This window comes from Pseudomonas sp. RP-B7 (genome assembly GCF_059803535.1).
The window spans coordinates 1-18,681 of the sequence record NZ_JAPFHC010000021.1 but is presented as its reverse complement, the minus strand read 5'-3'; the positions used below and the strand labels follow the sequence as shown (position 1 = coordinate 18,681).

At 60.7% G+C, this 18,681-nt stretch carries 22 protein-coding genes; 12 read left to right on the top strand and 10 right to left on the bottom strand.

The window, feature by feature from the left end; all coding sequences use genetic code 11:
- The first annotated feature begins 40 nt into the window (after positions 1-40).
- Both ftsB and ispD read left to right on the top strand, forming a co-directional pair.
- Positions 41-319, top strand: coding sequence for a cell division protein FtsB (ftsB, locus tag OPU96_RS18900; RefSeq protein ID WP_192299339.1), 279 nt, complete (start codon positions 41-43; stop codon positions 317-319).
- Positions 316-1,023 (top strand): 2-C-methyl-D-erythritol 4-phosphate cytidylyltransferase, encoded by a 708-nt coding sequence (ispD, locus tag OPU96_RS18895; protein ID WP_498559508.1) that lies wholly within the window; start codon positions 316-318, stop codon positions 1,021-1,023. Before ftsB ends, ispD begins: the two co-directional genes overlap by 4 nt.
- A 119-nt stretch (positions 1,024-1,142) precedes the next feature.
- Here ispD and OPU96_RS18890 read toward each other — a convergent pair whose 3' ends face one another.
- Positions 1,143-2,039, bottom strand: a complete 897-nt coding sequence (locus OPU96_RS18890; RefSeq protein WP_305392190.1) for a LysR substrate-binding domain-containing protein — start codon at positions 2,037-2,039, stop codon at positions 1,143-1,145.
- A gap of 109 nt (positions 2,040-2,148) precedes the next feature.
- Between OPU96_RS18890 and OPU96_RS18885 the strand changes: the two genes are divergently transcribed.
- The 8 genes from OPU96_RS18885 to rpoS all read left to right on the top strand — a co-directional run bounded on the left by OPU96_RS18885 (position 2,149) and on the right by rpoS (position 9,268).
- A complete protein-coding gene (locus OPU96_RS18885) occupies positions 2,149-3,261 on the top strand; it encodes an S-(hydroxymethyl)glutathione dehydrogenase/class III alcohol dehydrogenase (protein WP_017137160.1) in 1,113 nt (370 codons plus the stop codon).
- 8 nt (positions 3,262-3,269) lie between these two features.
- On the top strand, positions 3,270-4,115 hold the full coding sequence (fghA, locus tag OPU96_RS18880; protein WP_305392192.1) for an S-formylglutathione hydrolase: 846 nt from the start codon (positions 3,270-3,272) through the stop codon (positions 4,113-4,115).
- A 54-nt stretch (positions 4,116-4,169) separates the two neighbouring features.
- On the top strand, positions 4,170-4,643 hold the full coding sequence (gene ispF, locus OPU96_RS18875; protein ID WP_058412401.1) for a 2-C-methyl-D-erythritol 2,4-cyclodiphosphate synthase: 474 nt from the start codon (positions 4,170-4,172) through the stop codon (positions 4,641-4,643).
- Positions 4,640-5,698, top strand: a complete 1,059-nt coding sequence (gene truD / locus OPU96_RS18870; RefSeq protein ID WP_192299335.1) for a tRNA pseudouridine(13) synthase TruD — start codon at positions 4,640-4,642, stop codon at positions 5,696-5,698. Before ispF ends, truD begins: the two co-directional genes overlap by 4 nt.
- A complete protein-coding gene (gene surE, locus OPU96_RS18865; protein ID WP_192299334.1) occupies positions 5,686-6,435 on the top strand; it encodes a 5'/3'-nucleotidase SurE in 750 nt (249 codons plus the stop codon). Before truD ends, surE begins: the two co-directional genes overlap by 13 nt.
- A 41-nt stretch (positions 6,436-6,476) precedes the next feature.
- Positions 6,477-7,112 (top strand): protein-L-isoaspartate(D-aspartate) O-methyltransferase, encoded by a 636-nt coding sequence (locus tag OPU96_RS18860; RefSeq protein ID WP_177325361.1) that lies wholly within the window; start codon positions 6,477-6,479, stop codon positions 7,110-7,112.
- A gap of 209 nt (positions 7,113-7,321) precedes the next feature.
- On the top strand, positions 7,322-8,158 hold the full coding sequence (locus tag OPU96_RS18855; RefSeq protein ID WP_192299333.1) for a peptidoglycan DD-metalloendopeptidase family protein: 837 nt from the start codon (positions 7,322-7,324) through the stop codon (positions 8,156-8,158).
- Positions 8,159-8,263: 105 nt separating this feature from the next.
- Positions 8,264-9,268 carry an RNA polymerase sigma factor RpoS gene (gene rpoS / locus OPU96_RS18850; RefSeq protein ID WP_192299332.1) on the top strand — a complete coding sequence of 335 codons (1,005 nt, stop codon included), beginning with the start codon at positions 8,264-8,266 and terminating at the stop codon, positions 9,266-9,268.
- A 236-nt stretch (positions 9,269-9,504) separates the two neighbouring features.
- Here the strand turns inward: rpoS and OPU96_RS18845 are convergent, their stop codons facing one another.
- On the bottom strand, positions 9,505-9,714 hold the full coding sequence (locus OPU96_RS18845; RefSeq protein ID WP_002554837.1) for a cold-shock protein: 210 nt from the start codon (positions 9,712-9,714) through the stop codon (positions 9,505-9,507).
- Positions 9,715-10,103: 389 nt separating this feature from the next.
- Here OPU96_RS18845 and dcd point away from each other — a divergent pair, with 389 nt between their 5' ends.
- Together dcd and OPU96_RS18835 are read left to right on the top strand one after the other, a co-directional pair.
- Positions 10,104-10,670, top strand: a complete 567-nt coding sequence (dcd, locus tag OPU96_RS18840) for a dCTP deaminase (protein WP_010212421.1) — start codon at positions 10,104-10,106, stop codon at positions 10,668-10,670.
- 107 nt (positions 10,671-10,777) lie between these two features.
- Positions 10,778-10,990, top strand: coding sequence for a hypothetical protein (locus tag OPU96_RS18835; RefSeq protein ID WP_226455860.1), 213 nt, complete (start codon positions 10,778-10,780; stop codon positions 10,988-10,990).
- 3 nt (positions 10,991-10,993) lie between these two features.
- Here OPU96_RS18835 and pdeM read toward each other — a convergent pair whose 3' ends face one another.
- From pdeM to OPU96_RS18795, 8 genes are all read right to left on the bottom strand, one after another.
- Entirely contained in the window at positions 10,994-11,644 is a 651-nt protein-coding gene (gene pdeM, locus OPU96_RS18830) for a ligase-associated DNA damage response endonuclease PdeM (protein WP_226455859.1), read from the bottom strand.
- The gene (locus tag OPU96_RS18825; protein WP_305392195.1) at positions 11,644-14,124 is read right to left on the bottom strand and encodes a ligase-associated DNA damage response DEXH box helicase; all 2,481 of its coding nucleotides are present in this window, start codon (positions 14,122-14,124) and stop codon (positions 11,644-11,646) included. The genes pdeM and OPU96_RS18825 overlap by 1 nt, the downstream gene beginning before the upstream one ends.
- A 57-nt stretch (positions 14,125-14,181) precedes the next feature.
- Entirely contained in the window at positions 14,182-14,946 is a 765-nt protein-coding gene (locus OPU96_RS18820) for an ABC transporter ATP-binding protein (protein ID WP_192299328.1), read from the bottom strand.
- A 13-nt stretch (positions 14,947-14,959) separates the two neighbouring features.
- Positions 14,960-16,078: a succinylglutamate desuccinylase/aspartoacylase family protein gene (locus OPU96_RS18815; protein ID WP_305392196.1), complete on the bottom strand. Its 1,119-nt coding sequence runs from the start codon at positions 16,076-16,078 to the stop codon at positions 14,960-14,962.
- A 9-nt stretch (positions 16,079-16,087) separates the two neighbouring features.
- Complete coding sequence (locus tag OPU96_RS18810) at positions 16,088-16,798, bottom strand: ABC transporter permease (RefSeq protein WP_192299326.1); 711 nt, start codon at positions 16,796-16,798, stop codon at positions 16,088-16,090.
- Positions 16,795-17,523 (bottom strand): ABC transporter permease, encoded by a 729-nt coding sequence (locus OPU96_RS18805; protein WP_498559507.1) that lies wholly within the window; start codon positions 17,521-17,523, stop codon positions 16,795-16,797. Before OPU96_RS18805 ends, OPU96_RS18810 begins: the two co-directional genes overlap by 4 nt.
- 59 nt (positions 17,524-17,582) lie before the next feature.
- Positions 17,583-18,362, bottom strand: a complete 780-nt coding sequence (locus tag OPU96_RS18800) for a transporter substrate-binding domain-containing protein (RefSeq protein ID WP_017739082.1) — start codon at positions 18,360-18,362, stop codon at positions 17,583-17,585.
- A gap of 50 nt (positions 18,363-18,412) precedes the next feature.
- Positions 18,413-18,681 (bottom strand): hypothetical protein (locus OPU96_RS18795; RefSeq protein ID WP_498559506.1); only part of this gene is annotated, 269 nt, incomplete at its 5' end.

The following is an 18,681-nucleotide window of genomic DNA, read 5'->3' as shown; positions in this document are numbered from 1 at the left end:
TTTACATGGCTGTCTTTTTTCACTGGATACCCGGATTTCGATGCGCAGTCCCAATTGGTTGTTCCTCATCTTGCTCCTGTTGCTGGCTGGCCTGCAGTACCGCCTATGGGTGGGTAATGGCAGCTTTGCGCAGGTAAAGGATCTGACCCAGCAAATTGCCGACCAGCACGCCGAAAACGAACGCCTGCTGGAGCGAAACCGCGTCCTCGACGCCGAAGTGCTTGAGCTGAAAAAAGGTACGGAGACCGTTGAAGAACGGGCTCGCCATGAGTTGGGTATGGTCAAGGAGGGCGAAACCCTCTACCAGTTGGCCCAATGAGTAATGGTTTGCCGGCCTTCTGGGCCGTGATTCCTGCCGCGGGCGTTGGTGCTCGTATGGCTGCGGACCGTCCCAAGCAATATTTGCAGTTGGGCGGGCGCACAATTCTCGAACACAGCCTCGGCTGTTTTCTCGACCATCCTTGCCTCAACGGGTTGGTGGTCAGTCTTGCTGTCGATGATCCTTATTGGCCCAGCCTGGCTTGTGCTGCCGACCCGCGCATTCAGCGTGCGGACGGTGGTTCGGAGCGTTCGGGCTCGGTGCTCAATGCGCTGCTGCATCTGAATGCCCTCGGCGCCAGCGATGACGATTGGGTGCTGGTGCACGATGCTGCGCGGCCGAACCTGAGTCGTGATGATCTCGACAAGTTATTAAGCGAACTGGCGGATGACCCGGTCGGCGGCCTGCTGGCCGTGCCGGCCCGCGATACGCTCAAGCGTGTCGACAAACACGGGCGTGTGGTCGAGACCGTCGACCGTAGCCTGATCTGGCAGGCGTATACGCCGCAGATGTTCCGCCTGGGGGGCTTGCATCGTGCGTTGGCCGACAGCTTGGTGGCGGATGCTGTCATCACTGACGAAGCCTCGGCGATGGAATGGTCCGGCCAGGCGCCGCGCTTGATTGAAGGGCGCTCGGACAATATCAAGGTGACCCGGCCCGAAGATCTGGAGTGGTTGCGGTTGCGGTGGGCTAACCGTAGGTAGTCAGATAGACCGCATCGACCCCTTTGCGAGCAAGCCCGCTCCCACATTTTGATTTGTGAATGCAGTCAAGTGTGGGAGCGGGCTTGCTCGCGAAGAGGCCATTACAAACACCCCCACAATCAGCTGCTGTACTCCGGCCTTTCAGCCAACCCCGCCTTCAAGAAATCCACCAACTTCCTGACCTTCGGCGACAAATGCCGCTGCTGCGGATACAACGCCCACACCGCTGTATTTGGCGGCTGATGCGCCTCCAGCAACGACACCAGCGCACCACTGTGCAGATGCTCCAGCACGTAATAATCCGGCAACTGGCACAGCCCGACGCCTTGCAGCGCTGCATCCAGCACCGCCTGCCCACTGTTACAACGCCAGTTTCCCTGTACACGCTGGGAAAATTCCCGCCCATCCTGGGCCAGTTGCCAAATGTCCGAGCTACCGATCAGGCAGTTGTGCCGACTCAATTCCGACAAACTGTGTGGCCGACCATACCGTGCCAGGTAGGACGGCGACGCACACAAGTACATGCGCCGCGGCGCCAGGCGGCTGGCGACCATGCGCGAATCCTGCAGGCGCCCGAGGCGAATCGCCAGGTCGAGGCCTTCGTGCACCAAGTCCAGTTGACGGTTGCTCAGCTCAATATCCACGCGCAACTGCGGGTACAACGCCATGAACCGCGTCACCAGCGGCACGATGAATCGCTCGCCGTACGCCACGGCGCAGGTCATGCGCAACATGCCCTTGGGTTCGCTGGTGAGGTCGCCGACCGCGCGCAGGGCTTCTTCGCGCCCGTCCTGCAAACGTTGGCAATGTTGCAGAAAGGTCTGGCCGGCCTCGGTCAGCGTGACCTTGCGCGTACTGCGATAGAGCAAGCGCGTCTGCAAGCGTTCTTCCAGGCGTGCCACCTGCCGGCTGATGTGGGATGAGGACACGCCCAGGCGCTCGGCTGCCGCGGTGAATTGGCTGCATTCGGCTACCGCGACGAATTCATCAATGCCTTCCCAGCGGTTTTCCAACATGATGATTATCCCTGTACAGCAATAAAGTTTTGCTTTTGGCTGGATTATTCATCAGTCAGCCATGTTTTACACTCTGTGCCTTAGTTTTTAACCCGATGGAGAAACCCGGATGATCAAGTCCCGCGCCGCCGTAGCCTTCGAAGCCAAGAAGCCTCTTGAGATCGTTGAAGTGGATGTCGCCATGCCCAAGGCGGGTGAAGTGCTGTTGCGCGTAGTTGCGTCCGGCGTTTGCCACACCGACGCGTACACCCTGTCCGGTGCCGATCCGGAAGGCATCTTCCCGTCGATCCTCGGCCACGAAGGCGGTGCGGTGGTTGAAGCGATTGGCGAGGGCGTGACGTCGGTGGCGGTTGGCGACCACGTGATCCCGCTGTACACCCCGGAATGCGGCAAGTGCAAATTCTGCCTGTCGGGCAAGACCAACCTGTGCCAAGCCATCCGCTCGACCCAGGGCAAGGGCCTGATGCCGGACGGCACCACGCGCTTCTCTTACAAAGGCCAGCCGATTTTCCACTACATGGGGACCTCGACCTTCTCCGAGTACACCGTGCTGCCGGAAATTTCCGTGGCCAAGATTCCCAAAGAAGCCCCGCTGGAGAAAGTCTGCCTGCTGGGTTGCGGCGTCACCACCGGCATCGGCGCGGTCATCAACACCGCCAAGGTCAAGCCGGGCGATACCGTGGCCATCTTCGGCCTCGGCGGTATCGGCCTGTCGGCGGTGATCGGTGCGGTCAAGGCCAAGGCCGGGCGCATCATTGCCATCGACATCAACCCGGCCAAGTTCGAGATCGCCAAGCAACTGGGGGCTACCGACTGCATCAACCCGAAAGACTACGACCGCCCAATTCAGGACGTGATTGTCGATTTGACCGACGGCGGTGTGGACTTTTCCTTCGAATGCATCGGCAACGTGCAACTGATGCGCGCCGCCCTTGAGTGCTGCCACAAAGGCTGGGGCGAGTCGGTGATCATTGGTGTTGCCGGCGCCGGCCAGGAAATTTCCACCCGTCCATTCCAGTTGGTGACCGGTCGCGTCTGGCGCGGTTCGGCATTCGGCGGCGTGCGCGGTCGGACCGAGTTGCCAAGCTACGTGGAAATGGCCCAGACCGGCGAGATCCCGTTGGACACCTTCATCACCCACACCATGGGTCTGGAAGACATCAACAAAGCGTTTGACCTGATGCATGAAGGCAAGAGCATCCGCACCGTCATCCACTTCTGAGGTCGGCCATGAGTCTGGAAAACCTGTCGTGCCAGAAGAGCTTCGGCGGCTGGCATAAACGCTACAAGCATCATTCCGATGTGCTCGGTTGCGACATGACCTTCGCCGTCTACCTGCCGCCGCAAGCGGAGCAGGGCGGCAAGTTGCCTGTGCTGTACTGGCTGTCCGGCTTGACCTGCACCGATGAGAACTTCATGCAGAAGGCCGGTGCCCAGCGCATGGCCGCCGAGCTGGGGCTGATCATCGTCGCGCCGGACACCAGTCCACGCGGCCCAGGTGTGCCGGGTGATCCGGATAACGCGTGGGATTTCGGCCTCGGTGCGGGCTTTTACCTGAACGCTACCCAGGAACCCTGGGCCAAGCACTATCGGATGCATGACTACGTGGTGCAGGAGTTGCCGGCTTTGGTCGAAGCGCATTTCCCGGCTTCGGATAAACGCGGTATCAGCGGCCACTCCATGGGCGGCCACGGTGCGCTGGTGTGTGCTTTGCGCAACCCTGGGCGTTATCTGTCGGTGTCGGCGTTTTCGCCGATCAACAACCCGATGGATTGCCCGTGGGGCCAGAAAGCCTTCTCCCGCTACCTCGGCGAAGAACGTTCCAAATGGCGCGAATGGGATGCCTGCGTGTTGCTCGGCGAAGCCTCGGAAAAGCTGCCGTTGCTGGTGGATCAGGGGGATCGTGACGACTTCCTCGCGGTGCAGCTCAAGCCCGAAGCCTTGCAGCAAGCTGCGAAAGCGGCCAACCATCCGCTCGAACTGCGCCTGCAGCCTGGCTACGATCACAGCTACTTCTTTATCGCCAGCTTCATCGAAGAGCATTTGCGACATCATGGCCGTGCTTTGCTCGGTTAATGTGAGGCAAAAGTAGGTAGAATCACGCCCTGAATTAAATCGGGGCGTTTTTTTATGCGTATTGGCCACGGCTACGATGTGCACCGTTTCGCTGAAGGCGATTTCATCACCCTGGGCGGCGTGCGCATTGCGCATCACCACGGGTTGCTGGCTCATTCCGACGGCGATGTCGTGCTGCATGCCTTGAGCGATGCCTTGCTCGGCGCGGCGGCATTGGGTGACATCGGCAAACACTTTCCAGACACCGACCCGACCTTCAAGGGTGCGGACAGTCGCGTGCTGCTGCGGCATGTGGTCGGCCTGATCCACGCCAAGGGCTGGAAGGTCGCCAACGTCGACAACACCATCGTGGCCCAGGCGCCGAAAATGGCCCCCCATATCGAATCGATGCGCGCGCTGATCGCCGCGGATCTGCAAATAGAATTGGATCAAGTGAACGTGAAAGCCACCACCACCGAAAAGCTCGGGTTTACCGGTCGTGAAGAGGGCATCGCCGTGCACTCCGTCGCCTTGTTGCTGCGCGCATGAACGACCTGCAACTGTTGGGCCCGCGGGCCTATGGCGAGGCTTTGGGCAGCGCGGTACTGAAGGCGACGGCGGAAGATTTTCAAGTCGATGAGGTACTCGACATCCCGCTGACCGGCGAGGGCGAACACCTGTGGTTGTGGGTGGAAAAGCGCGGCCTGAACACTGAGGAAGCGGCGCGGCGTATCGCCAAGGCCGCCGGTGTGCCGTTGCGCACCGTCAGTTATGCCGGGCTCAAGGATCGCCAGGCGCTGACCCGCCAATGGTTCAGCGTGCAGCTGCCAGGCAAGGCCGACCCGGACATGAGCGCGGCAGAAAACGACACCCTCAAGATCCTCAAGACTGCACGGCACAAGCGCAAACTGCAGCGCGGTGCGCATTCGGCCAATGGCTTCACCTTGCGCCTGACCCAGTTGGCTGGCGACACCGCCGCCATCGATGCGCGCTTGCAATTGATCGCCCAGCACGGCATTCCCAATTATTTTGGCGCCCAGCGCTTTGGCCACAACGGCGGCAATGTCGTCGACGCCCGCGAGTGGGCTGCGCGCAAGGCCCTGCCGGAGCAGCGCAATGTGCGTTCGCGGCTGTTGTCCACCGCCCGCAGTTTCCTGTTCAACAAGGTGCTGGCGGCGCGTGTTGCCGACGGCTCCTGGCAGCGCGCCCAAGTCGGCGACCTGTTGGCGTTTACCGACAGCCGCAGCTTTTTCCCGGCGGGCGAAGCTGAATGCAGCGACCCGCGCCTGGCAATTCTGGACCTGCACCCCACCGGGCCGCAGTGGGGCGAGGGCGACTCGCCCGCCTCAGGCGCAACCCATGCGCTGGAACAGGCCATTGCCGCCGGCGAAGCCGACCTGCGCGATTGGCTGGTGAATGCCGGCATGAGCCAGGAGCGTCGCATTCTGCGACTGCCCATTGGCGGGTTGACGTGGCATTATCCCGGTCCTGACATTCTGCAATTGGAATTCGTCCTGCCGGCCGGATGCTTCGCCACTGTCTTGGTGCGCGAGCTTGTTGATCTGGTGCCGGTGGGGCAGACGGACAGCCCATGCGTATTCTGATATCAAACGATGACGGTGCCACCGCACCCGGTCTTGCCGCGCTCTATGCTGCGCTGGAAGATTATGCCGAGTGCATGGTGGTTGCCCCCGACCAGGACAAGAGCGGCGCCAGCAGTTCGCTGACGCTCGACCGTCCGCTGCACCCGCAGGTTCTGGCCAACGGCTTTATCAGCGTGAACGGCACCCCCACCGACTGTGTCCACCTGGCGATCAACAGCCTCTTGGAGCACGAGCCGGACCTGGTGGTTTCGGGCATCAACCTCGGCGCCAACCTGGGTGACGACGTGCTGTATTCCGGCACGGTGGCGGCGGCCCTTGAAGGGCGCTTCCTGGGGCGGACCTCGTTTGCCTTCTCGTTGGCTTCGCGCCAATTGGACAACCTGCCTACTGCCGCCTATTTCGCGCGCAAGCTGGTGGAGGCCCATGGTTCCCTGGACCTGCCGCCGCGAACGGTGCTCAACGTCAATATCCCCAATTTGCCCCTCGACCATATCCGCGGCATCCAGCTGACGCGCCTGGGCCATCGTGCCCGTGCGGCGGCGCCGTTGAAGGTGGTCGATCCGCGCGGCAAGGAAGGTTATTGGATCGCCGCCGCCGGCGATGCCGAAGATGGCGGCCCGGGCACGGACTTTCACGCGGTGATGCAAGGTTATGTATCGATTACCCCGTTGCAACTTGATCGCACCTTCAGTGATGCCTTCAGTAGTCTCGATGGCTGGCTGGAGGCGCTGAACTGATGGGCCGTGAACAAGACGACCTACTGCGCCGCGGCATCGGGATGACCTCCCAACGCACACGTGAGCGTTTGATCCAGCGCCTGTACGAGGAGGGCTTGTCCAACGCCCAGGTGCTGGAAGTGATCCGCCGTACACCACGGCATCTGTTTGTCGATGAAGCCCTGGCGCACCGTGCCTATGAAGACACCGCGCTGCCCATCGGCCACAACCAGACCATCTCCCAGCCGTACATGGTCGCGCGCATGAGCGAGCTGCTGCTGGCGGCCGGGCCGTTGGACAAGGTGCTGGAGATCGGCACCGGCTCGGGCTACCAGACCGCGGTGCTGTCGCAGTTGGTGGAACGGGTGTTTTCGGTGGAGCGCATCAAGGTCCTGCAGGACCGCGCCAAGGAGCGCCTGGCAGAGTTGAACCTGCGCAACGTGGTGTTCCGCTGGGGCGACGGCTGGGAAGGCTGGCCGGCGTTGGCGCCTTACAACGGCATCATCGTCACCGCCGTGGCCACCGATGTGCCGCAAGCCTTGCTTGATCAATTGGCCCCTGGTGGGCGGTTGGTCATCCCGGTGGGCTCCGGCGAAGTGCAACAATTGATGCTCATTATCCGTGAGGACGAAGGGTTTTCACGGCATGTGCTGGGCGCCGTACGCTTCGTCCCGTTGCTCAATGGTCCGCTGGCCTGATCATTTGTCTACCGGCAGTGAATTCTGTTGGCCGGGATGTGTCTTACGCCGGGGCCTGTTGAGTCAACATGATTGGCCGTCCGGGTTAAACATGATGAATGTTTCGTTTCAGTCGTGTGCCGGAAAAAAGCCAATGCCCAGTTATACTTGCGTCATATTTCAAGCCTGATACAGGCGTTCATGTTCAGCCACCACAAAGGGAGCGGCGGGTGAGTCTCACAGGTCTTGCGCAGCGTATGAGTAAAACAAGCTTTCAGCGACTGGTGCTTGGCCTTGTCTTGAGTTCCTCCCTGGTGGCGTGCTCCAGCTCGCCAAGCAGCGGCGCACGGGTGGTCGACCGCAATAGCGCGGCTCCGCAAAAGCCGACGGTGACCACCGGGCAATATGTGGTACGCAAGGGCGACACGATGTTCTCGATCGCCTTCCGTTATGGCTGGGATTACAAGGCGCTTGCAGCACGTAACAATATTCCGGTGCCCTACACGATACATCCGGGTCAGACGATTCGCTTTGACGGGCGCACCGGCTCAACGCCTGCTGCGGTTGTCACAAACAGCACTTCGTCGCCGTCGTCTTCGAGCAAAACCACGATCATCACCCGGCCTGCAGGCACCGCTGCGCCTGCGGTTGCGAGCAAGCCGACCTCTGCGCCGCTGCCTCCGGCAGGGCCTGCACCGACCGGTTGGGGATGGCCCTCAAACGGAGTGCTTATTGGAAAATTCTCTTCAAACGGCAGTTTGAATAAAGGCATTGATATTGCCGGGGATTTGGGACAGCCTGTTTTAGCTGCGTCTGATGGGACAGTGGTGTACGCCGGGAGTGGTTTACGGGGCTACGGCGAGCTGGTCATCATCAAACACAGCGATACCTACGTCAGTGCTTACGGTCACAACCGCAGGCTGTTGGTTCGGGAGGGGCAGCAAGTCAAAGTCGGACAAACAATTGCCGAAATGGGGTCAACTGGTACAGACCGGGTGAAACTGCACTTTGAGATTCGCCGCCAAGGGAAGCCTGTAGATCCACTGCAATTCCTACCCCGTCGTTGATGTGTTGCCAGCCTGTTCCCTCACGTAGAAGGAACAGGCTCCAGCGTTGCCAAGGATAAAGGCGATGCTTGAGCTTGAGGTCGAACTCACCAAAGGACTATAACAATGGCTCTCAGTAAAGAAGCGCCGGAGTTTGACATCGACGATGAGGTCCTCCTTATGGAGACCGGTATCGCTGAGGATTCGATGTCGAATGAGGGACCTGCAACACCTTCAGTTCGCACCAAATCCAAGAACTCCACTGCGTTAAAGCAACACAAGTACATTGACTACACCCGGGCGCTCGACGCGACCCAGTTGTACCTCAATGAAATCGGCTTTTCCCCTCTGCTCACTCCCGAAGAAGAAGTCCATTTTGCGCGCTTGTCGCAAAAAGGCGATCCGGCTGGGCGCAAGCGCATGATTGAAAGCAACCTGCGGCTGGTGGTGAAAATCGCCCGACGCTATGTCAATCGTGGGCTATCCCTGTTGGACCTGATCGAGGAGGGCAACCTCGGCTTGATCCGGGCGGTGGAGAAGTTTGACCCGGAGCGGGGCTTCCGCTTTTCGACCTACGCTACCTGGTGGATTCGCCAGACCATCGAACGGGCGATCATGAATCAGACCCGCACGATCCGGTTGCCGATCCATGTGGTCAAGGAGCTCAACGTCTACCTGCGGGCGGCACGTGAGCTTACGCAAAAACTCGATCACGAACCGTCGCCTGAAGAGATCGCCAACCTGCTGGAGAAGCCGGTGGGTGAGGTCAAGCGCATGCTCGGCTTGAACGAGCGCGTGTCTTCGGTCGACGTCTCGCTGGGTCCGGATTCGGATAAAACCCTGCTGGATACCTTGACCGATGATCGTCCCACAGATCCTTGCGAGCTGTTGCAGGACGATGATCTGTCGCAAAGCATTGACCAGTGGTTATCCGAGCTTACGGACAAGCAGCGTGAGGTGGTGATTCGCCGCTTCGGCCTGCGCGGCCATGAGAGCAGTACCCTGGAGGATGTCGGCCTGGAAATCGGCTTGACCCGTGAGCGGGTGCGTCAGATCCAGGTGGAGGGCCTCAAGCGCTTGCGTGAGATCCTGGAGAAGAATGGCTTGTCGAGTGAGTCGTTGTTCCAATAACGGCGCACGTTGAAAGTGTGGGAGCCAGGCTTGTGTGGGAGCTGGCTTGCCTGCGATAGCAGTACCTCGGTTTGTCAGTGACACCAAGGTGATGCTATTGCAGGCAAGCCAGCTCCCACATAGGTTTGGCTCCCACATTTTTTTGCCTGGCCATTACATCGGCGACAATGCCAAATCCCAGGCATAAAAAAACCCCGCTTTTAAGGGCGGGGTCTTTTCGACTAAGTCAGTACAAGTTAGATAACTTGAACTTCTTCAGCTTGCATGCCTTTCTGACCGCGGGTAGCGATGAAAGAAACCTGTTGGCCTTCTTTCAGGCTTTTGAAGCCGTCGGATTGGATAGCTTTGAAGTGAACGAACAGGTCGTCACCGGATTGTGGAGTGATGAAGCCGAAGCCTTTTTCATCGTTGAACCACTTAACGGTACCAGTTTGGCGATTAGACATGGTGTATCTCCTTGGACAAAGTTAACTGCGACTCAGGAAAAGCCCTGGCCGAGACTGAGTGCAAAGAGCAGGAAAAATTCTTGGAGATGGTTGGATCGAAATTCAACATATCGTGTAGAGATTCTCAGTGACACAAGCAGCACAGTGGCGCCACCTTAACCCTTTTTCCGGAACGTGCCAATGGTATTTCCGAAGGTTTCTCTAATTTCGTGACTGGCGGTGGTATTTACTGCCATCGGTCACCCTGAGCCGGGTCCCGGCCCCGCTGGCTGCGGCCTCCGGCAGGCAGGCCTATCGTCAAGAAAAGTCCGGCGCCCTTTGAACCCCAACGCCGGCCCCGGTAAGATGCCCAACAGAATTTTTCCACCTCGCTATTCAGGACACCCGCCATGAGCATCAAATCGGACAAGTGGATTCGCCGCATGGCGCAAGAGCACGGCATGATCGAACCGTTCGTCGAGCGCCAGATCCGTGGTCAAGGCGATGCCCCGGTGATTTCCTACGGTGTTTCCAGCTACGGCTACGATGTGCGCTGCGCCGATGAGTTCAAGGTGTTCACCAACATCAACTCGGCGATTGTCGATCCGAAGAACTTTGACGAAAAGAGCTTCGTCGACGTCAAGAGCGACGTGTGCATCATTCCGCCAAACTCCTTCGCCCTGGCGCGCACCGTGGAGTTCTTCCGCATTCCCCGCGACGTGCTGACCATCTGCCTGGGCAAGAGCACCTACGCGCGCTGCGGCATCATCGTCAACGTGACGCCGCTTGAGCCCGAGTGGGAAGGTCACGTGACCCTGGAGTTCTCCAACACCACCACGTTGCCGGCGAAGATCTATGCCAACGAAGGTGTGGCACAGATGCTGTTCCTGCAGTCCGACGAGGCTTGTGAAGTGTCCTATAAAGACCGTGCAGGCAAGTACCAGGGCCAGCGCGGCGTTACCCTCCCACGCGCTTGATCGAAAGGTCTTACACGTAAAGGGAATTTGTCAGCGGGTAGGCACTCTATTGGGTGTACTGCCTCGGCGCGTGCACAACGCGCCGGGCCACGCTTGAGGAGTACCTTATGAAGATCGACCCGCGAATCAGCGCCGAACTTGCCCGGCTTGAACCCAACCAGATTGGTGTCATGGCCTGGTCCCTGATGGCAAACCCAGCCTTCGATGGGGGAGTGCCGGGGCAGCCGGATCCTGACCCCGCCCCAGGTCAACCCGAGCAGCCCGATGAAAACGGTGTTCCAACCCTGCCGGACGAGCCGCCTCCCGCTCCCGTTGTCTGACATCTAGCCCAGTGGCCAGACTTCATGATCGCCAATCACATAGATTCGGCGATCATTGTCCTGCTCCACCCCATGCCCCCCGGTGAATGCGCCGAACGCTGGCAACAGACTGATCCGCCCCCCGATCTGGAAGCAGGGCAGCCGCAGGCTCTGGCGCCCTTTGCCACGCAGCCGATACACCGGATGCACATGCCCTGCCAGCACGTGGTGAACGGGGTGGGCGTGCGGTTCGTGTTGCAAGGCGAAAGGCCCCATCAGCAGTGGCTCAGTCACCACGTCGATCCTCAAGTCGGCGGGTGGGTCGCCTGCGCGTTTATCGTGATTGCCACGAATCAAGGTCATCTCCAGGGCAGCATTGCGCTCACGCCAGGCCCTCATTGCGTTCAGGGTGCCACTGGCCTGTGACCCAGGGCCGTGCAAGAAGTCGCCAAGAAAGATCAACTGCTCACAGGCATACGCCGACAACAGTCGATCCAGGCGTGCCAGATTGGCTGTTGTCGTCCCCTGGGGCACTGGCTGCCCCAGGCTGCGATAGGCCGAGGCTTTGCCAAAATGTGCATCGGCAATCAACAGGCACCGCCGCGCGGGCCAGTAAACCGCCTTGTCCGCCAGCAACCATAGCCATTCACCTTCCAGCAGCACCTTGCAAACCATCAACGCTTCCTGTTATCCGCGACCTTTTCCAGGTCCTTGACCATCCGTGCGATGCGCGCCGAGAGCTTTTCCGAGCTCATGCTTTCGCGCATTCGCTCCACCAGCAATGGGAACGCCAGTGGCGTCGGGCGTTCGATCAAGTGCAAATCCAGCTTCAGTGTCGACAGATGGCACAAGGTCTCTTCCAGCCGCCGCATATCCAGCTCGTCACGCAGGACTTCTTCCCCCGCCTGGGTCAGCAACAGGTTCTGTGGGTCATATTGCTTGAACACCTCGAAGAACAGCCCGCTGGACGCCTGCACCTGCCGCGTGCTTTTCGGTGCGCCGGGGTAACCGGCAAACACCAGCCCGGCGATGCGCGCGATCTCACGAAAGCGGCGCAAGGCCAACTCACCGGCATTCAGGCTGGCGGCCACGTCGTGGCGCAGGTTCTCGGGGCTCAGCAATGCGCTGTTCAACAATGCAGGCCAATCCACCTCGGTAGCACTCAGTAGCTCCAACCCGTAGTCGTTCACCGCAATCGAGAAGGTCACGGGTTGCCCCTGGCTGACCCGCCACGCCAGTAAACCGGCCAACCCCTGGTGCACCTGGCGCCCGCCGAACGGGTAGAGGAACAGGTGCCAGCCCTCGCGGGATTTGAGTGCTTCGGCCAGTAAGCATGTGCGCGTCGGCAGGCCGGACCAGTGCAACTGCGTCTGTAGCAAAGGTTGCACCGCGCGCATTTCAGGGCCGTCAAAGTGCCCCTGGGCCGCCGCGTCAAAGCGTGCCACCACGGCCTGTGCCAGCTCGTTGGAGAGTGGCATGCGCCCGCCGTTCCAGCGCGGTACGGCGGCTTTTTTCGCGCTGCTGCGGCGTACATAGGCGGTCATGTTTTCCACGCGGACCAGCTCGAGCAAGCGTCCGGCAAACAGGAAGCCATCACCTGGCTTGAGCCGCGCAATAAAACCTTCCTCGACACTGCCCAGGTTCTTGCCCCCGCCGCCTTTGCTCCAGAACTTCAGCTGGATGCTGGCGTCGCTGACGATTGTGCCCACACTCATGCGGTGACGCCGCGCCAGTCGTGCATCAGGGACACGCCAGATGCCCTGTTCATCGGGTTCCACCCGGCGGTAATCGGGATAGGCGGTCAGGGACAGACCGCCATGCCGCACAAATCCCAGCGCCCAGCCCCAATCCTCTTTACCGAGGTCGCGATAAGCCCAGGTGCCGCGTACCTCTTCCAGCAGCGCATCCGGCGTGAAGCCGCCGCCCAACGCCATGCTCACCAAATGTTGTACGAGCACGTCCAATGGCTTGTAGGGCGACTCCCGCGCTTCAATACGCCGCTGGGCAATTGCATCCTGGGCCGCCGCCGCTTCCACCAGTTCCAGGCTGTGGGTCGGCACCAGCGTCACTCGCGACGGCCGACCCGGCGCATGCCCCGAGCGCCCAGCGCGCTGCATCAGGCGTGCGACGCCTTTGGCCGAGCCAATCTGCAGCACACGCTCTACCGGCAAAAAATCCACCCCCAGGTCCAGGCTGGAGGTGCAGACCACCGCCTTGAGCTGGCCGTCTTTCAACGCCCGCTCTACCCAGTCTCGGGTTTCCCGCGACAGTGAACCATGGTGCAGTGCAATCACCCCGGCCCAATCGGGACGCGCATCCAGCAATGCCTGGAACCAGATTTCCGACTGCGCCCGCGTATTGGTAAACACCAGGCAACTGCTGCTGGCGTCTATTTCCGCCAGCACCTGGGGCAACATCTTCAGGCCGATATGCCCGGCCCAGGGAAAGCGTTCGGCGTGCGCTGGCAGCAAGGTGTCGACCTTCAGCTGCTTGGCTGTTTGCCCCTGCACATTGATCCCGCCGCCCTGTGGGACCAACACTTCCAAGGCGTGGGATTGATTGCCTAGCGTGGCGGAAATCCCCCACACCATCAGTTCGGGATGCCAGCGTCGCAGCCGTGCCAGCGCCAGTTGCAACTGGACGCCGCGCTTGTTGCCGATCAATTCATGCCATTCATCCACTATGACCATGCGCAGGTGCGCCAGGCTCGTTTCGCTGTCGGCACGGGCGAGCATCAGGGTCAGGCTTTCCGGGGTGGTGACCAGTGCGGTGGGCGGGCGCCGGGTCTGGCGTGCGCGTTCGCTGCTGCTGGTGTCGCCGGTGCGCAGGCCGACGCTCCACGGAATCTGTAGTGACTCCAGCGGCGCTTCGAGGGCACGGGCTGTGTCGGCGGCCAGGGCGCGCATCGGCGTGATCCACAGCACGCTCAGCGGTTCGGCAAGGGGTTTACGCTTGCCGGTCGCGGGCGGGCGCGAGATGGCAAAGCGGTTGAGGGCAGCAAACCACAGGGCGTAGGTCTTACCGGCGCCAGTGCTGGCGTGCAGCAGCCCCGACTGGCCGCTCCTGACCGCCGCCCACACATCTTTTTGAAAAGCGAACGGCTTCCAACCCTTGGCGGCAAACCAATGCTTGGCGTAGTCGGTAGGTTTTGCCATGGGCGCGCTGACACCCTGGAAGGTCTATTGCACAGACCTTCCAGGGCGCGCAAAGGTTTACTTCAAGTTGCCACTCAAGAACTGCTGCAAGCGCTCGCTCTGCGGATTGCCCAGCACATCCGCCGGCGCGCCTTGCTCTTCCACCAGGCCCTTGTGCAGGAACAGCACCTGGCTCGACACCTTGCGTGCAAAGCTCATCTCGTGGGTCACCATGATCATGGTGCGGCCTTCCTCGGCCAGGCCCTGGATCACTTTCAACACTTCGCCCACCAGCTCCGGGTCGAGGGCCGAAGTGGGTTCGTCGAACAGCATCACCTCAGGTTCCATCGCCAGGGCGCGGGCGATGGCGACCCGTTGCTGCTGGCCGCCGGAGAGAAACGCCGGGTATTGATCGGCCACCCGTGCCGGCAGGCCGACCTTGTCCAGATAACGACGGGCGCGCTCCTCGGCGTCCTTCTTGCTGCAGCCCAGAACCCGGCGCGGGGCCATGGTGATGTTTTCCAGCACGCTCATGTGGCTCCACAGGTTGAAGTGCTGGAACACCATCGCCAGGCGCGTGCGCAGGCGCTGCAACTCGGCGTCGTCGGCCACGCGCATGCCGTGGCGGTCGCTGACCATGCGGATGGGCTTGCCATCCAGGGTCATGGCGCCGTCGTTGGGGGTCTCCAGGAAGTTGATGCAGCGCAGAAAGGTACTCTTACCCGAGCCGCTGGCGCCGATCAGGCTGATCACGTCACCGGTCTTGGCCTTGAGCGAAACACCTTTGAGCACCTCATTGTCGCCATAGCTTTTATGCAGGCCTTCAACGGTCAATTTGTACATGGGGCGTGCATCCTCAAGGCGAAAGTAGATAGCCGCTGCGGTAGGCCTCGGTGCCTGCGACATGGCCGATGACCATCCCGGCAGTGGCCATGCGGCGTAGCGAGCGGGCGTAAAGCAGGCCGGCCTTCTGGCAGTGCACGGGCGTTACGCGGTCGGTAATAGGGTCGATGATTTCGGCGATCAGTTGCCCGGCCTCCAGGTATTCGCCGGGCAGGGCGCTGAACACCAGCAGGCCGCCAACCGGCGTAGCCACCGGCTCGACACCGGCCAGCGGCGTGGCCGGGTAGGGCAGGTCGGGCAGCGGGGCGACATCGCCGGCAATGGCGCCGAAGTGGATCAGGTAGTCGATGATCGCCTGGCAGTCGAGGCTGGCCAGGCCGTGGTTCACATCGCCCTGGCCGCGCAGTTCGACGGTCACCGAAAAGCTGCCCATGGGTATCGGGAAGCGCTCGCCGAAGCGTTGCTGCAACTGCCACCAGACCAGGGTGAAACATTCATCGAAGGATTGCCCACCGGAGTCGGTGGCGAGCAAGTTGGCCTCCGAGCCGATATAGCGCGCCAACGGCTCCACTTGCGGCCACGCTTCGGGCGTGGTGTACAGGTGCGCCACGGCTTCGAAGTCGCAATGCAGGTCCAGCACTATGTCGGCATCGCAAGCCAGGCGCTGCAATGCCAGGCGTTGGGATTGCAACTGGGTCGCAGCAGTCTGCGCCGCCAACGCGTCGCACAGGGCAGCACGGATCACCCGCACGTTGTGCTGCGGGTCGTCGCTGAGCAACGCCTCGACCTGAGTACCGACGGCTTCACTGAGGTCGACGAACAGGCGATTGAAGTTCTGCCCGCTCTCCAGCTCGTAGCGGCCCAATGGAATATCCATCAGCACCTGTTCCAGGCCCACCGGATTGGCCACCGGCACCAGCACAATCTCACTGCGCAGACGCCCGGCCGCGGCCAACTCGGCCAGGCGCACCTTCAGGTGCCAGGCCACCAGCATGCCCGGCAGTTCGTCGGCATGCAGCGACGCCTGGATATAGATTTTGCCCTCGGCCTCTGCGGGCCCGAAGTGGAAACTGTGAATCTGCCGCGCCGTACCTGGCACCGGCGCAATCAGTTGATGAATCTGATGACGCATTGCGACTCCTTAGTGGCTCGGCCCGAGAAAGGCCAGCCAGCGGCGCTCTGCCAGGCGAAACAGACCAACCAGGGCGAAGGTCACGGTAAGGTAGATCAGCGCAGCGATGCCGAATGATTGAAAGGTCATGTAGGTAGCCGAATTGGCGTCCCGGGCCACCTTGAGAATGTCCGGCACCGTCGCGGTAAATGCCACCGTGGTCGAATGCAGCATCAGGATCACTTCGTTGCTGTAGTACGGCAGCGAACGGCGTAGGGCCGAGGGCATGATCACGTAGGCATAAAGCTTCCAACCGCTCAGACCGTAGGCCTTGGCCGCTTCGACTTCGCCGTGGGCCATGCTGCGGATCGCCCCGGCAAAGATCTCGGTGGTGTAGGCACAGGTGTTGAGGGCGAAGGCGAGGATGGTGCAGTTCATCGCATCGCGAAAGAACGCATCCAGCAACGGTTGTTCGCGCACTGCGGCGATGCTGTAGATGCCGGTGTAGCAGATCAGCAACTGAATATAGAGCGGCGTGCCACGAAACAGGTAGGTGTAGAACTGCACCGGCCAGCGCACCAGGCGCTTGCGCGAGACGCGTGCTATGGACAGCGGGATCGACACGAGGAAACCAATCACCAGCGAGGCGCTGAGCAACCACATGGTCATTGCCAGGCCGGTGATGTGCTGGCCGTCGCTGTACAGGAACGGCCGCCAGTATTGCTGCAGGAGTTCGATCATCGCACGGCCTCCCGGGCCCCGGCGGAGTAGCGCCGCTCAAGCCTGCGCAACACGAAGTTGGAGACGCTGGTAATCAACAGGTAGATCAGCGCGGCGACCACCAGGAAATAGAACAGTTGATAGGTGCTCTTGCCCGCATCCTGGGCCGCCTTGACCAGGTCTGCCAGGCCGATGATCGACACCAGCGCGGTGGCCTTGAGCATCACCATCCAGTTGTTGCCGATGCCCGGCAGGGCAAAGCGCATCATCTGCGGAAAGGTGACATAGCGGAACCGCTGCCCGCGCTTTAGCCCGTAGGCCGTCGCCGCCTCCAGCTGGCCGCGGGGCACGGCGAGGATCGCGCCGCGAAAGGTTTCGGTGAAGTAAGCACCGTAGATAAAGCCCAGGGTGATGACCCCGGCGCTGAATGGGTCGATCTCGATGTAGTCCCATTCCATAAAGTCGGTAAAACCGGTCAGCCAGATTTGCAGGCTGTAGAAAATCAGCAGCATCAGCACCAGGTCGGGTACGCCGCGGATCAAGGTGGTGTAGAGCTGGGCGGGGATACGCAGCAGGCGCAGGCTGGACAGCTTCGCGCTGGCGCCGAGCAGGCCAAGCAGGACGCTGACGGCCAGGGAAGCGACCGACAACTTCACGGTCATCCATGTGCCTTGCAGCAACAGCGGGCCGAACCCCTTCAAGCTGAAGGCACCCAGCCCCAGGGTTTGTAAAAGATCTTCAAACATGACTTCAGGACCTATGGCGATAAAAAAGCGCCCACCGCAAAGGGGTGGGCGCCAGGGTGTTATTTACCGCTGTACAGGTTCAGGTCGCCGAAGTGTTTCTTCTGGATGGTGGCGTAGGTGCCATCATCGTGTAACGCTTTGATACCTTTATCGAGCAAGGCCTTGAGGTCTTTGTTACCTTTTTTGATACCGATCGCAGTTTTGGACGGCAGCAGTGGGTCATCGATGGCCGCGCTGACTTCATAACCGGCACCGGCCGGCGACTTCAGGAAGCCCAGTTCGGCTTGCAGCATGTCCTGCACCGAGGCGTCGAGGCGGCCGGAGGTCAGGTCCGCGTACACCTGGTCCTGGTTGGCGTAGGCCTTGGTGGTAACACCGGCCTTGTCCAGCACGGCCTTGGCGTAGGCCTCCTGGATGGTGCCTTGCTCATAGCCCACGGATTTGCCCTTGAGCGACTCCGGGGTGGAGAAGCCGGCGCCTTTCTTGAACACCAGGGATGTCGGGCCGGAGAACAGCTCGCTGGAGAAGTCGATCGCCTTTTCACGGGCGGTGGTCACGGTCATCGACGAAATCACACCGTCGAATTTGTTGGCGTTGAGGCCCGGAATCATGCCGTCAAAATCACTTTCGACCCACTTGCACTTGACCTTCAGCTCCGCGCAGATCGCATTGCCCAGGTCGATGTCGAAGCCCACCAGGCTGCCGTCGGCGGCTTTGGATTCGAACGGCGCGTAGGACGGATCGACACCAAAACGCAATTCCTTGTATTCCTTGGCCAAGGCGGAACCTGCGGCCATGCACAGAGCCAGTGCAGAAAGGGTCAGCAATGCTTTTTTCATTATGTAATCCCTTGAAACCAAGATAAGCGCTTGTGGCGCGTTTAGGACTGTTACTGAACGGTGTCAGACCCAACACCCGTAGCAATTTCTGAACCATAGTTCCGAATAGTCGTTTTAAAAGGTACGAAGGAATACTTCTGAGTGTAGGAGATGCCCGAAATTGGGCATTGGAAAATCAGCGCACCGTCTTGGGTCGGGCGCACCTGAAAATGTCGGAGGGCTGTTGTAGTGAGCGGGCTTGCCCCGCGCTGGGTGGCGAAGCCGCCCCAAATCCAGGCGCCTCGGTTTTCCTGAAACACCGCGGCGGACCGTTTGGGGC